At 35.8% G+C, this 14,269-nt stretch carries 15 protein-coding genes; 10 read left to right on the top strand and 5 right to left on the bottom strand.

The genetic code is table 11. The features are described 5' to 3' along the window. Nucleotides 1-93: 93 nt before the first annotated feature. Nucleotides 94-870, bottom strand: coding sequence for a hypothetical protein (locus tag F7O84_RS05510; RefSeq protein WP_151142773.1), 777 nt, complete (start codon nucleotides 868-870; stop codon nucleotides 94-96). 461 nt (nucleotides 871-1,331) lie between these two features. On the opposite strand from F7O84_RS05510, the gene F7O84_RS05505 reads away from it, so the two are divergent. Then, nucleotides 1,332-1,727, top strand: coding sequence for an ATP-binding protein (locus F7O84_RS05505; RefSeq protein ID WP_151142771.1), 396 nt, complete (start codon nucleotides 1,332-1,334; stop codon nucleotides 1,725-1,727). A gap of 4 nt (nucleotides 1,728-1,731) precedes the next feature. Here F7O84_RS05505 and F7O84_RS05500 read toward each other — a convergent pair whose 3' ends face one another. The 3 genes from F7O84_RS05500 to F7O84_RS05490 are packed head-to-tail and all read right to left on the bottom strand — an operon-like array spanning nucleotide 1,732 to nucleotide 2,982. Next, nucleotides 1,732-2,316 (bottom strand): helix-turn-helix domain-containing protein, encoded by a 585-nt coding sequence (locus tag F7O84_RS05500; RefSeq protein WP_151142769.1) that lies wholly within the window; start codon nucleotides 2,314-2,316, stop codon nucleotides 1,732-1,734. A 52-nt stretch (nucleotides 2,317-2,368) separates the two neighbouring features. Beyond that, nucleotides 2,369-2,635 (bottom strand): DUF2087 domain-containing protein, encoded by a 267-nt coding sequence (locus F7O84_RS05495; protein WP_151142766.1) that lies wholly within the window; start codon nucleotides 2,633-2,635, stop codon nucleotides 2,369-2,371. A gap of 2 nt (nucleotides 2,636-2,637) precedes the next feature. Further along, nucleotides 2,638-2,982 carry a GIY-YIG nuclease family protein gene (locus F7O84_RS05490; protein ID WP_151142764.1) on the bottom strand — a complete coding sequence of 115 codons (345 nt, stop codon included), beginning with the start codon at nucleotides 2,980-2,982 and terminating at the stop codon, nucleotides 2,638-2,640. 222 nt (nucleotides 2,983-3,204) lie between these two features. On the opposite strand from F7O84_RS05490, the gene F7O84_RS05485 reads away from it, so the two are divergent. Beyond that, complete coding sequence (locus F7O84_RS05485; RefSeq protein ID WP_151142761.1) at nucleotides 3,205-4,317, top strand: Ldh family oxidoreductase; 1,113 nt, start codon at nucleotides 3,205-3,207, stop codon at nucleotides 4,315-4,317. Between the two features lie 73 nt (nucleotides 4,318-4,390). Here F7O84_RS05485 and F7O84_RS05480 read toward each other — a convergent pair whose 3' ends face one another. Then, entirely contained in the window at nucleotides 4,391-5,026 is a 636-nt protein-coding gene (locus F7O84_RS05480; RefSeq protein ID WP_151142759.1) for a YARHG domain-containing protein, read from the bottom strand. Between the two features lie 180 nt (nucleotides 5,027-5,206). On the opposite strand from F7O84_RS05480, the gene F7O84_RS05475 reads away from it, so the two are divergent. From F7O84_RS05475 to hydA, 8 genes are all read left to right on the top strand, one after another. After that, the gene (locus F7O84_RS05475) at nucleotides 5,207-6,367 is read left to right on the top strand and encodes a PucR family transcriptional regulator (RefSeq protein WP_151142756.1); all 1,161 of its coding nucleotides are present in this window, start codon (nucleotides 5,207-5,209) and stop codon (nucleotides 6,365-6,367) included. 152 nt (nucleotides 6,368-6,519) lie between these two features. Then, nucleotides 6,520-7,848, top strand: a complete 1,329-nt coding sequence (locus F7O84_RS05470; RefSeq protein WP_151142754.1) for an aminotransferase class III-fold pyridoxal phosphate-dependent enzyme — start codon at nucleotides 6,520-6,522, stop codon at nucleotides 7,846-7,848. 19 nt (nucleotides 7,849-7,867) lie between these two features. Beyond that, nucleotides 7,868-9,019, top strand: coding sequence for an iron-containing alcohol dehydrogenase (locus F7O84_RS05465; RefSeq protein WP_151142751.1), 1,152 nt, complete (start codon nucleotides 7,868-7,870; stop codon nucleotides 9,017-9,019). A 104-nt stretch (nucleotides 9,020-9,123) separates the two neighbouring features. Next, complete coding sequence (locus F7O84_RS05460) at nucleotides 9,124-9,951, top strand: ABC transporter ATP-binding protein (protein WP_151142748.1); 828 nt, start codon at nucleotides 9,124-9,126, stop codon at nucleotides 9,949-9,951. A 2-nt stretch (nucleotides 9,952-9,953) separates the two neighbouring features. Further along, nucleotides 9,954-10,769, top strand: coding sequence for an ABC transporter permease (locus F7O84_RS05455; RefSeq protein WP_151142746.1), 816 nt, complete (start codon nucleotides 9,954-9,956; stop codon nucleotides 10,767-10,769). Between the two features lie 11 nt (nucleotides 10,770-10,780). After that, nucleotides 10,781-11,590 (top strand): ABC transporter permease, encoded by an 810-nt coding sequence (locus F7O84_RS05450; RefSeq protein WP_151142743.1) that lies wholly within the window; start codon nucleotides 10,781-10,783, stop codon nucleotides 11,588-11,590. Nucleotides 11,591-11,639: 49 nt separating this feature from the next. Next, nucleotides 11,640-12,821: an ABC transporter substrate-binding protein gene (locus F7O84_RS05445; RefSeq protein WP_243140813.1), complete on the top strand. Its 1,182-nt coding sequence runs from the start codon at nucleotides 11,640-11,642 to the stop codon at nucleotides 12,819-12,821. 79 nt (nucleotides 12,822-12,900) lie between these two features. Continuing rightward, complete coding sequence (gene hydA, locus F7O84_RS05440; RefSeq protein ID WP_151142740.1) at nucleotides 12,901-14,268, top strand: dihydropyrimidinase; 1,368 nt, start codon at nucleotides 12,901-12,903, stop codon at nucleotides 14,266-14,268. Nucleotide 14,269: the final 1 nt, after the last annotated feature.

The following is a 14,269-nucleotide window of genomic DNA, read 5'->3' as shown; positions in this document are numbered from 1 at the left end:
ACAATTTAAAAACCACTCGTATAAACAAGTGGTTTTAACATTTCTATAATTTAAGTTTTAAATTAAAATATCTTATTGTTAGTTCAGAAAATATTAGATTCCACTTTTGATACTTTGAGTTTTTCCTGCTTTAGTACATTTATATCCAACTGTTATGGTATAAGTTTGCATGTTCCAATGGTTGTCTTTCCATGAAAGCCCCCATCCAAATGTACCAGAAGCTTTAAATTGTGCCGTTTTATTGGAAGCATTTGTGCTAGTGCCACCTTTCCAATTCTCTACATTCCACGCATTTAAAACTCCATATTTCTCATAATCATAATCTACCATATATGGAGTTGGTGTAGAAGAACCATTATAAGAAAAATATCCTTCTGCCCATACTTCCAATATAATATAACCTAATGCGTTATATGCTGAAGCTACTGACTTTTTAGTTGAAGTATATGACGAAGCTTTGTTATTTGCATATATATAATTTGTAGCACACGTATTTAACATGACAGGCATATCTACAGTATCTACAGTATCATATACAAGAAAATCACCTGATGTAAAAAACACAATAGAAGTATCTTCATCAATATTAACAGTTTCATCTATCTGAGCTTCAACATAAGTAATATCTTTTTCATTAACATTATTTGTATTACTTTTAAGTGAAGGAGTAATGTTTGCTGTTTTATTAGTTGAATTTAATAACTCTTTAAGGCTATCTTCTCTTTGTTCATATGGTGTATTAGCAATAATTTTTTCAATACTATTTTTTTTATCTCTTGATAAAGTTGCAGTAGTAGTTGTAGCCATACTTGGTATAACTGGTAAGCCTATCATTACTACTGTTAAAAAAAATGCTATAAGTTTTTTCAATTTAATATCCCCCTTGTTATTTATAATTTTTTTGTCTTTTTTATTAAAAGAAATTATGTAATCCGCACAGCATAATTATTTATAAAAATAAATGCTACGAAAATTAATAGTACTAATATTAAAAAAATTATAATTTTTTTAATATTTATTTTCATACTTTCCCTCCTTAATAAAATATTAAATTATAGAAATTCCATAAAATTGAATTAATTATAACATAGACATCTATAAATGTAAACAACTAAATTTATAAACAATATTTTAGTCATCATAAGTGTTGCAGACCCTCGGAGAGAGCGTGATATAGTTATGTACGACCCGATAGGGGCCTACATAACTAATATTGCGTTACTTTTGTACAAAAGTAACAAAACTTTTAGGCTGAGAAAGAGGGTAAATTTAATAAGATAGCAATAGCTGAATTCCTACAAAATGTTAAGAGGCAAGCAAATGGTCTATGTATGGTAAAACATATCCAACTGGTTTGGAACGAATGCTATCAATCAAAGTGGATTCAAGTGGATGATAGTCTGCTAGAAAGAGCAATCAACAATGTAGTGGCCAATGCGGTTGAGCATACTTTACAAGATGGAGTCATAACGATTGAGATAGAAGAAGAGAAGGGGTATCTGATTTTTTCCATTTGTGATAACGGAGAGGGATTTACACAAGAAGCCTTAAAGCATGCAACCGAACAATTCTATATGGGAGATAGGAGTCGAAATGTAAAGTCACACTATGGGATGGGACTTTATATTGCCGATTCGGTTGCAAAACAACATGGTGGTTATCTGATTTTAGAAAACGATGCAGATTCACATGGAGCAAAGGTAATATTTCATATACCGATAGGTTAATAGACTACAACAATTGATAAAACAAGCCGTGCTGGGTACAAAACCAAAGAAGCATTTCATGTCCACCTTTTGGTACACGTACGCTTAAATTCCATTCTGGATATTGCTTAATTATCTGAATGCGTTCACCAGTTACAAGTGCCACAAAGGAGATATAATGCGTCTTTGTCATTGGATGTTCACTTGTAATAAACCAATCATTTTCAATCACATGGACTGAGAGTGTTTCATCTTCCTTTGCTTTTTTCAACTGCTTAGGACTTAACTTTTTGCCACAGCAAGAGACCTCTGCGGCTCCGGTACAAAGTGTAATATTATGACAAGTGGGACAAATAAAATATTTGGTTTGTTTCATATTACCACTTACAAAATCATTTGGTAATAGATTGCCTGCTAATAGATTCTGTGTGTCAATTCCTAGTATATCTGAAAGCTTCACAAGTAAAGAGATATCAGGAAAACCTAAGCCACGTTCCCACTTTGAAATCGTTTTGTCGCTTAGGTTCATTATGTCAGCGAGTTGCTTTTGTGTCAGGTTTTGTTCTAGACGAAAAGAACGAATGATTTGTCCAAGGTTATTTTGTTGCATTTATTTTTCCTCCCTTTTATTTTAATAGGAATACTACATTGAGCTATACTTTTTATGATTCTTTCCAATAGCGTGCACCGTTTGCTTCACGCTGTAATAAACCATAATCAATCAGCTCACGCCGTAATAGAAAGAAGTCGCCAAACGTGTGCCATTTATCACAGATAGCATTGACTTCTTTTTCGGTATAATACCGATTCACTTCAAATTTACTTGCTAAATATTGAAGTGTAGCAATCTTTAAACGGTGTTTCCTTGATAATTGTGTTATTTTTCCATCTTCATCAAGGAAACGACTAGGATCTATTCTTTGACACATGGTTATTCCACCTTTCCAATCGAATGCTTTTCGTTCCAGATTTCTAGTAAAGTATTAATATCTTCTAGAAATTCTTGTTCTGTTTGCGTCTCACTCATTTGTAATTCTTCCAAAACTTCAAAAGAAAAGGCGGACTTTCCATATTGCTTCCAAGCCTTTGCCATAGCTTGTTCGGGGTAGGAATCCATAGAGACTGAAAATAAAAAACGGTTCTTAGCGCCTTGCATATCCATAGTGGTTCGAATCCATTGTTCTTTATTATCCTTACATATGATACGATATACACCACCAATTCGCGTTCTATTTTTATATTGCTCCTTTAATTCTTTTCTTGATTGTTTATCCATCCGTTAAAACCTCCTTTTTGGATTGATGTAAGGTAGTACACTTTACTCATACATTTTAATGGGTTTTAGGATATTTTACAATCAACGTATCGTAGAGTGAGCAATTGTTTTAATAAATATGTAACTTGGCTAGCCATTGTACTGGCGATTTGATACAATAATAATAGCAGTAAAAGGTAAAATTATCTATGTAGGCATCTTATAATAAGAGGAGGAATTGATATGGCAGTTAAATCAAATATTGTTGACTGGGAAATGATTACAAACTTTGTCATTGATGCATTTGTTGGATATGGTATTCCAAGGGAGGATGCGATAATCTGTGCAGATGTATTGCTAGAATCGGACAAACGAGGTATTGAATCACATGGTGTGAATCGTTTTAAACCAATTTATCTTGATCGAATTAAGGCAGGCATCCAAAATCCAGTTACCAACTTTGAAATCATTAGAGAAACACCAACCACAGCGGTGGTGGATGGACATGATGGAATGGGGCAGGTCATCGGTGTAAAATCCATGAATATGGCAATTGAAAAGGCCAAAAAATATGGAATGGGCATGGTAGTTGCACGTAACTCTACACACTATGGAATTGCAGGCTATTATGCAACGATGGCTACCAAGGCAGGTTGCATTGGAATCACTGGAACGAATGCAAGACCTTCCATTGCCCCTACGTTTGGCGTAGAGAATATGCTTGGTACGAATCCGCTTACCTTTGGGATGCCAACGGATGAAGAATTTCCTTTTGTGTTAGACTGTGCAACCTCCATTACGCAAAGAGGACGAATCGAATATTATTCTCGTGTTGGAAAACCAACACCTGAGGGAATGGTTATTGGTCGAGATGGGAAGAGTAAAACTGATTCTGATCAGATATTATCGGATTTAAACACTGGAAATGCAGCTCTTGCACCACTTGGAGGTATTGGTGAGGAATTAGCAGGATATAAAGGATATGGTTATGCTACGGTGGTGGAAATTCTTTCAGCAGCTCTACAGCAGGGCAATTTCTTATTAGGGCTTACTGGAATTGATGAAAATGGACAAAAAAGACCATATCATTTGGGCCATTTTTTCATTGCAATTGATACAGAAGCGTTTATGGGATTGGAAGCATTTCAAAAGACTTGTGGTGATATACTACGTGACCTTAGAGCCTCTGCAAAAGCACCAGAGAGTGAGCATATTTATACAGCAGGTGAAAAAGAATATTTGGTATGGCTAGAGCGAAAAGATAGTGGAGTTCCAATAAACGAGGCAGTACAAAAAGAAATCATCAATGTACGAGATGAGCTTGGACTTATACAATATAAGTTTCCATTTGAATAAGTTTTATGATAGAAAGATAAAGATATGCACAGGCTTTTCATCCGAGCAAGCCTGTGCATATCTTTATTATCATTTACTCTAACTCAACGAGTAACGCTAAATTTGCTTTTTCGTATTCGTTAAAAACACAATCATCAAAATCATCGGGTAAAATCAAAGGCTCATACCATAATTGTCCCATAAAATAATTCAACAAATCTTTATCTTGAAAGATGTAGCCTTTTCTTGCATAAATTTCATTCTTTGCCAATCGTATTATGATAGAAGGAGCGTTATCAAAATCTTGTTTTTGATAATACTTCATATCTGTAGAATACAAGGGCTCTATCATGTTTGATACATCTCGCACTTCACGAATCTGTTCCATGTAATCTTTAACTTCTTGATAAAAAGTACAATTGTCAAGATAGGTTTGTTTATCGTTGATGGCAGTAAGTAACGCCTCGTCAGACCAAGAAGCATAGTATCTGTCATAGATTCGTTGCTGTAAATCTTGCTCTGATACGATAGAACTTTTATTTTCTTCATCAGAAAATGATGTAGTAATTTCTTTTGTTTCTGTGTCACTATCCCCAGATTCAAAGATTGTGTCATTGTTTGACTCAATGGTATTAATTTTCGTGTCATCAGTAGCTACATTGTTAGTTAAATGACATCCAGATAAAAAGAAGCAGATACAAAAAATCAATTGTATGTAATGTTTTCTCATATGAAAAATCCTCGTATAAATAGTTAAGTCAGAACCGTTTCTCCATATATTTTAGATTATAATTGAAAAGAAGTCTACTTATAAATAGCAAAAAGTACATCAAGATTTCTTGACAAGCTTTTTTGCGAATGCTAGTATACAAAAATAAGATAAGAAGGAATTCCTTACAGGGAGGATTTTATGGCTATCATTGTTAAAAAGCTGGTTAAGAATGCATCATTTTTATATAAAATGGAATTAATTGCAGGAAGAAACGGAATGAACAATCTGGTTCAATGGGTGCATATCATTGAGGATGATGCGGTGAGTCCATTTTTACATGGATATGAATTGGTATTTACGGCTGGAATATTGAATAAGACGAAAGACTGGCTTTTGGAATTTGCAAAAAAATTAAATGACTCAGGCGTTAGTGCATTTGTAGTAAATCTAGGTCCTCACACAAAAGAAATTCCAAAGGAAGTAGTTGAGTACTGTGACGAAGTAAATATGCCGTTATTTACGATACCTTGGGAGACTAGAATGGTTGACATGACAAGGGATTTTTGCCGACGTATTATGATGAATGATACGGTAGAAAATAGTATGGCATCAACGATTAAAAATATTATTTTTAACATTGGAGACTTGGAGTCTCAAATACTACAGATGGAACGTTATGGATATAAGCGAAGTGACCGATTTTGCTTTATTAGCCTTTACATGGAAGCAAAAGAGCAGGTTTCTTTGGAAGAATATATGGATGAGCTTAACATTCATGCAGAAAAGACGGCTAGAAGAATTCGGGAACTATTTATTTCCTTTACCTATAAAGAAAATCTAGTCTTTGTATTGGTTGATTATACCGATGAAGAAATCGAAAGCTTTTGTAAGGATTTCTTAGATTATGTAAAAGCAAAGAAAAAAGAATATGTGATTCATATGGGTGTTAGTTCCAACCAAGCAGGGATTTACAATCAAGAACAAAATTTTGAAAAGGCAATATCTGCAATGGAGATGGCAAAAAAGCAAAAGGAATATGTGTTATACTACGACTATTTAAGCGTTTATAAGATTCTCTATGCAGTAAATGATAAGACAGTGCTAAGAAGTTTTTACAATGATACGATTGGCCTTTTGGAAAAATACGACAGAGAAAATCAAACGGATTTGCTCTTGCTACTGAAAACCTATTTAGAAAATAACGCAAGTCTTCAGTTGGTTTCTGAAAAAATGTACATTCATCGTAATACAGTAACCAACCAGTTGAAAAAAATCGAGAAAATTACAGGCTTTAATCCGCTTGAATTAGAGGATAAAGTAAAGTTATATCTGGGATTTTATATTCAAGATATTATTTAATTGTGCAACTGCACAAATATATTTGTTCACTTGTTAGTTGCAAACTATGCCTGACCATGTTTATAATACTACCATATTAAACATGATTAATTGCAGCGACGAAGCTATCAAAGCTATCGGTTTGCTGCTTTTTTTGTAGGAGGATATGGAAGATGAACGGTGAAGAGATTAAACGTACACTAAAAGAATATAATTTACAATCCTGGAGTAAGCAAAAGAATCTAAACCCAATACCAGTTGAAAAAGCAGAGGGTATTTATTTTTGGGATTACGAAGGCAATCGCTATACGGATATGTCCTCACAACTTGTAAATATGAATCTTGGTTTTGGCAATCAGGCAATTAACCAAGCAATCAAAGATCAAGTGGATCAGTTTTGCTTTGTAGGTCCATCATACGGAGCCGAGTCAAGGGCAGAACTTGCAAAAAGAATTATTAAATTGATGCCTGAAAATATGGGAAAAGTATTCTTTACCAATGCAGGTGCCGAGTCGAATGAAAATGCAGTAAAAATAGCAAGAATGTTTACAGGAAAACATAAAATATTTAGCCGATATAGAAGTTATCATGGATCTTCTTTTGGGGCGGGTAATTTGACAGGTGAGCCAAGAAGATATGCCTTAGAACCTGGTGTACCTGGTTTTATTAAATTCTTTGATCCATATGTATACAGAGAAGCAGTTGACTTTGAATCAGAAGAAGCAGCTACCAAATATTATTTGACCAAGTTAGAAGAACAGATTCAGTACGAAGGAACAGACAGCATAGCGGCAATTGTAATGGAGACCATAACAGGCTCAAACGGTATCTTAATACCACCAAAGGGTTATATGTCTGGTGTTCGTGCTCTTTGTGATAAATATGGAATATTGATGATATGTGATGAGGTAATGACTGGCTGGTGTCGTACTGGAAAAATGTTTGCATTTGAACATTTTGATATCAAACCAGACATCGTAACCTTTGCAAAGGGAGTTACTTGTGGTTATGTACCACTTGGTGGCGTGGTAGTAACCAAAGAAATTGCAGCTTATTTTGATGATAATTTATTGTCTTGTGGACTTACTTATAGTGGTCACCCACTCTCTTGTGCGGCAGGTGTTGCTTGTGTGAATTACTATGAAGAAGCAAATATACTTGACAATGTCAATGAAGTTGGTATGCTATTAGGTGAGAAACTAGAAGAATTAAAAGCGTCGCATGATTGTGTTGGAGATGTTCGATACATTGGTTTGTTTTCAGCAATTGAGCTAGTTAAAAGCAAAGAAACAAAAGAAGCGTTAGTTCCTTATGGAAAAGATACACAAGGCATCATGGGTAAGATATTAGGACTTCTTAAAGAACGTAAATTTATGACCTATACCCATGAGAATATGATATTAATTGCACCTCCGCTTATTATTACAAAGGAGCAATTAGTAGAAGAATTAGTGAAAGTAGATGAAGTACTTTCTATTGTAGACGATACATACGTGAAATAAAAAAGAAAAGAGGTATGATATGGCAACTCAATTTACATTACCAGGAAGAACCATATTAGGTGAACACGCATTAGAAAGCAGTGAAATGGCAATCAAAAGTCTTGGAAAGAAGGCATTTATTGTAACAGGTAAGGTAGTTACGAAAATGGGAACGGTGGCAATTCTAACTGATTTTCTCAAAAAGTGGGGAATTGCATACGAAATATTTAATGATATTACAGGCGAGCCAACCGATGAAATGATTCTTTTGGGAGTAAAGGCATATCAGGAATCTAAGTGTGATTTTTTGATTGGAATTGGCGGTGGAAGTCCGCTTGATAGTGTAAAAGCAATTGCTGCAATGTCAGTCTTAAAAGGTGATATTGCTGATTATATGGGCGTAGAAATAAAAGGCGAGTTCCCACCTATGGTTTTAATTCCAACAACAGCAGGAACTGGTTCTGAGACAACAAAATTTACAATTATTACCGATACGAAAAAAGGCGTGAAAATGCTTTTAAAAGGTGATGATTTATTGCCAGATGTCGCAATCATCGATCCAGAATTTACATTGACAGCACCAAAAGGTATTACAGCCGCAACAGGTATGGATGCATTAACGCATGCAGTGGAGTCTTACACTTCAAAGAAAGCCAATACCTTAACGGATTTATATGCAATTTCAGCAATCAAGCGTATTTTTAAATATTTACCACTTGCATATGCAGATGGTACCAATCGAATGGCAAGAAAAGAGATGGCAATTGCAGCCTTTGAAGCTGGTGTATGTATCAATAATGCTTCAGTAACACTGGTACATGGTATGAGTAGACCAATAGGAGCCTTGTTTCATGTTCCACATGGGATATCCAATGCAATGCTTATTACAGAGTGTTTGTCTTATGCCAAAGAGGGTTGCTATGACAGATTTGCTGATATGGCGTTTGCAATTGGTGTAGCAAATGAGGGAATGAATGAAAAAGATGCCAGTGAGGCATTTATCAGCGCATTAAAAGATATCTGTAGAAAATGTGAAATACCTACTTTAAAAGAGTACGGAATCAAAGAAGCAGAATTTAGTGCAGCTATCGATAAAATGGCAAGTGATGCCATGGCAAGTGGCAGTCCATCTAATACACGAATGGACATTCAAAAAGAAGATTTAGTAAAGATATATGGCAGATTATTTTAGCTTAGGGGATGCTTAAGCAAACAAGAATAAAACTTACAAGGGCGTAAGGCGAAAGCTTTACGCCCTTGTTGTATCTATCCCTTAAGCCAAAAAGGAGGATTTATATGGCTAATTTAGAAATCATTGAAGATGAGTTTAAAGAAAGGGATGCATCCCTTCCAAGAGAAACAGAAATTAAAATTGAAAACCTATGTGTTACATTTCCAGATAAAAACGGTGGTGAACCAATAATAGCGTTATCAAATGTAAATTTGGAAATAAAACAAGGTGAATTTATCTCTTTACTAGGCCCTTCTGGGTGTGGAAAGACAACCTTGCTTCGTACCATTGCAAATCTACAAGATCAAACATCGGGCGATATTTTGGTAAGAGGATTATCACCAAGAGAAATCCGTTTACAAAAGAAATACGGAATCGTATTTCAATCACCTGTATTATACGAGTGGAGAACAGTACGAAGAAACGTATGTATGCCAATGGAACTTCTTGGAATGCCAAAAAAAGACCGTACTGCAAGAGTTACCAAAATGCTTGAGCTAGTTGGATTGATGGAATTTGGAGAGAAATACCCTCATGAATTAAGTGGCGGAATGCAACAAAGAGTGAATATCGCAAGAGCATTGGCCATTCGTCCTGAAATACTTTTAATGGATGAACCATTTTCAGCGTTGGATGAATTTACAAAGGAAAAGCTGCATGAAGATTTACTTAAAATCTGGAAGAAAACGAATAAAACAATCCTTTTTGTGACCCATAATATTCAAGAGGCAGTGTATTTGTCAGATCGTGTCGTTGTTCTTTCTCCACATCCAGGCCGAGTGTCTGCTGTAGTTGATATTAATCTAGAAAGACCAAGACCGATTGCGATAAAGGAAAGTCAGGAATTTAACGCTTTGGTTTCTAAGGTAAGAAATAGCTTTGAGGGGGTATGAGTATGATTCAAATCAAAAAGGTTCTTTCCTCTAAATACATAGTGACGCTTGTATGGGTAATCGGACTCATTATCCTTTGGGAGATTGGGGCAACAGTCATAGCAGGTAGTAAACGTTCACCTGAAAATATATTGCCACATTTGCATCAAATCATTCAATCTGTATTTACAACCAATAAAGTAAATGGAACGCAAACAGCATTTCAAATGGTATTGAGCAATACAGGGACTACGTTACTACGAGCTGGAATTGGTTTTGTAATCGGTGCAGGTATAGGCTTCTTACTTGCCTTGCTCATGAATTTATTTCTACCAATAGAAAAGATATTATTTCCTTATCTGATGATGATACAAATGATTCCAATTCTTGGTATGGCTCCAATTGTACTTGCAATTACAAAGGACATTAACAAAAGTCGAATTATCATTGCGGCCATATTAACCTTTTATCCTGTGGCAACCAATACATTAGCAGGATTTCAATCAGTGGCAAAAGAAAAACATGAGCTGATGTATTCGTTGGCGGCAAGCAAGTTTGAGATATACCGTAAATTAATGATTCCGTCGTCTTTACCCTATTTTTTCACAGGATTAAAGATATCTGCTCCTATGGCTATTACTGCGGCAATTCTTGTTGACACGTTGCAAGGTGGCGCTGGACTTGGAACTGTACTTTCTCAATCTCTAAAACACGCTACTACCATTTATATCTTTTGGCAGATTGTATTTTTAAGTGCGATGATTGGTATTTTAAGTTTTTATTTCATGCTGTTGCTAGAACAGACAGTATCACCATATAAGAAAAAGAAGAAAAAGTAGGAGGAAATGACATGAAGAAAAAAACACATTTTAAATGGGATAAACAATCCATATCAACTGTGTTATATCCAGTATTATTTGGAATCCTTTTGCTCATTCTTTGGCAGACACAGCTTTTGCACAAGATGATTGGTGCAGATACCTTTGCACTTCCTTTGCCTGGAAGAATTCTTCGAATCATTGCCGATAACAAATCAACTGTTATGAAGAATGTAAATGCAACTGTGATTGTTGCAATAGGGGGACTAATTTGTGGTTCCTTACTTGGATATTTACTTGGAATCATTGCAACTATATTTCCCAAATGGGGAGTAGGGGGCTTAAGCATTGCTTCTGCGATTAGCGCGGTACCAATCATAGCAATTGCCCCAATTTTAAATAACTTAACAAAGGATTTTAGCAATGATGCAAGTACTAGAAGTATGTTAGCAAAAACAATAGTAGTCACCATAACCTGTACGGTTTCCATGAGCATAAATGCTTATAGAGGGTTAAACGAACTCAAACCCTTTTCATTAGATTTAATGAAAAGCTTTGCAGCTAGCAAAGTAACAACTTTTATAAAGCTTCGCATTCCAAATAGCGTACCCTACATTTTCACTGCACTAAGAGTCAGTGTACCAGCTAGTATCATAAGTGCCTTGGTAAGTGAATATTTTGCCGAATTTATTATTGGAGTTGGAAGGCAAATCAGGGAGAACATCGTGCTGGCTCAATATGCAACCGCTTGGGCATATATTGTTGTAGCTTGTGCAATTGGAATTATGATGTATGGCATATTGCTTGTAGCAGAAGGTATTTTGTTGAAAGGTAGAAAATAACCTTTTCAACTTGATATAAACCATTTTCGTATTATAAGGAGGAATTATTATGAGAAATAGCATGAAAGTAACCGCAGTGGCTTTGACACTCGCTCTAACTATGGCATCACTTGCAGGATGTGGTACTTCGACTAAAACAGAGACATCGACACCACCTTCAGAAACCACAAGTACAACCACAGATGAAGTAAAGGAAACAGAGACAAAAAATGATACCAAAAGCACAGGAGACTATTACGACGCAGATACTAGTGCACAAGATATAGTAAAGGATGCGGCAGAGAAAGGAAAAGTGGGTAATTGGGGACTTGGAAATGAATATGAAGTGCAAGCTCTTTTAACCAAATATGGACAGAGTAATTTTTTCTTAAGTCAGGCATTTGATATGGACGGATTTGATGATGATTCCATACTGCTAGCATCTGCTATGACCTATAATGAGCTTGGTCTTGTAAAGAACAGCTACGATGGTGGCTATAGCTATGGCGATTCTGTAAAATACATCGATATGAATGATGAAGGCGTAGCGATGTTAGAAGATAATATCTTTACGACAAGAGAATTTGCTAAGGAAAATCCTAACACAGTCAAAGCATTTATTTATGCATCCATGAAAGGTTGGGAGTACGCATGTGCAAATCCAGAAGAAGCAGCAGAAATTGTATTTAACGCAGGCTCTTCTGTATCAAGCGATCATCAGATTTACATGGCGAATGAAGTGAAAAAATTAGTAGAAACAGATACATTAGGAAATAAAGTAACCGAATACGGAAAGTTCGACGATAAAGCCCTACAACAGACACTTGATTTGGCAAAACAATACATCAAATTAGAGGACAGCGCTGCTGCAGAAAAGTTACTTACATTAACCTTAGATGATTTTTACGATGCCTCTTATTGGACTGAGGCAATGGCATCAGACGGTAACATTGGTACTCCAGAAAAAACGGATGTATCCATCCAGTTAAAATGGTTACCACAGGCTCAATTTATGGGGTATTATGTGGCTGCTGCTAAGGGTTACTATGAAGAAGTAGGCTTAAATGTTACCATCACGCCAGGTGGTGGAGATATCGGTGAAACAACAGCTGTAAATTCAGGTCAGGTTGATTTTGGTGTTACATGGGATGCAAACTTAATTGCAGCAAATGCTGGTGGAATGAACTTAATTGCAGTATCTCAGGTTTATCAAAGATCTGGTTTAGTACTTGTTTATAAAGTAAATAAGTAAGGGAAGTTCATCAAACTTCCTATTATAGAATCAAATCGTGGGTGTATTCGCACCCACGAAATTGTAAGGAGGATGCGCTATGGATTTATTAATTAAGAATGGAACAATTGTCACTGCAAAAGAGTCCTTTGTCGGTGATATTGCAATAAAAGATGGAAAAATTGTTTGTATTGGAACAGACCTATTCGTTGATGCAAAGAAAGTGGTTAATGCTTTTGGAAAACTTGTTTTACCAGGGGCAATTGATGTCCATACACATTTGGCTATGCCATTTGGAGGAACCGTTTCAGCCGATGGATATCTATCAGGAACAAGAGCCGCGGCGTGTGGCGGGGTAACGACTGTATTTGATTATCCAATTCAAAGAAAAGGAAGAGGAATCGTTGAGACCGTACAAGAAAGAAAAGACATGTGTGATCCCGAAGCCTGTGTAGATTATGCGTTTCACTGTTGTATTACAGATTTAAATGAAGGTAGTATTTTAGATGAATTTGAAGCAGCAGTTGATTTTGGTGTAACCAGTTTTAAATGTTTTCTTGTTTATAAAAAAGAAGGCATGATGGTAGATGATGGAACACTGGTTCGCATCTTAAAAAAGGCAAAAGATACAGGAGCAATCACAAACATTCATGCAGAAAATCCCGATGTAATTGACTTAAATATCTCCCAGTTTAAAGCAGAAGGAAAAACATCTGCATGGTATCACTATTTAAGTCGACCAGAATATGTGGAAGCAGAGGCAGATAAGAGAGCAGTTCATTGGGCGAAAGCAGTAGATGCACCTTTATATATTGTACATATGGCGGATAAAGAAGGTCTGGAAGCAGCGGTTGCGGCAAAAAGAGAGGGATATGATATTTACATTGAAACCTGTCCTCAATATCTGGAATTTACTTGTGACGTATACAAAAGAGAAGATGGAAGAAATTTTGTTTGCTCTCCACCAATGAAAAACAAAGAAAGCCAAGAGGCTTTATGGAAGGCAATTATGGATGGTAGTATCGACACCGTAGCAACCGATCATTGTCCGTTTCAAAGCTATGAAAAAGACTGGGGAAAAGATGACTTTACTAAGATTCCAAATGGCTGTGCTGGGATAGAGAATTTATATCCTTATATGTTATCCAAAGCAAATGAAGGAAAAATAAGCTTTAATCGTGCAGTGGAATTATGTGCGACCAATCCTGCAAAGATATTTGGATGCAGTCAAAAGGGTTCGTTAACCGTTGGAAAAGATGCTGATATTGTAATTTATGACATAAATAAAGACGTTACTATTTCTGTTGATAACATGCATTCAGATTATGATCATACCATATGGGAGGGAATCAAGGTAAAGGGATATCCAGTGCAGACCTATGTAAGAGGAACATTGGTGTATGATGAGGGTGAATTCGTAGGAACTCCAGGATTTGGAGAATATGTAAAACGAGAACCAAAAAAATAAG

Source organism: Candidatus Galacturonatibacter soehngenii (assembly GCF_008830185.1).
Classification (GTDB): domain Bacteria; phylum Bacillota; class Clostridia; order Lachnospirales; family Lachnospiraceae; genus Lachnotalea; species Lachnotalea soehngenii.
Note: the sequence above shows the minus strand (reverse complement) of the source record. Positions and strands in the feature narration are given on the sequence as shown.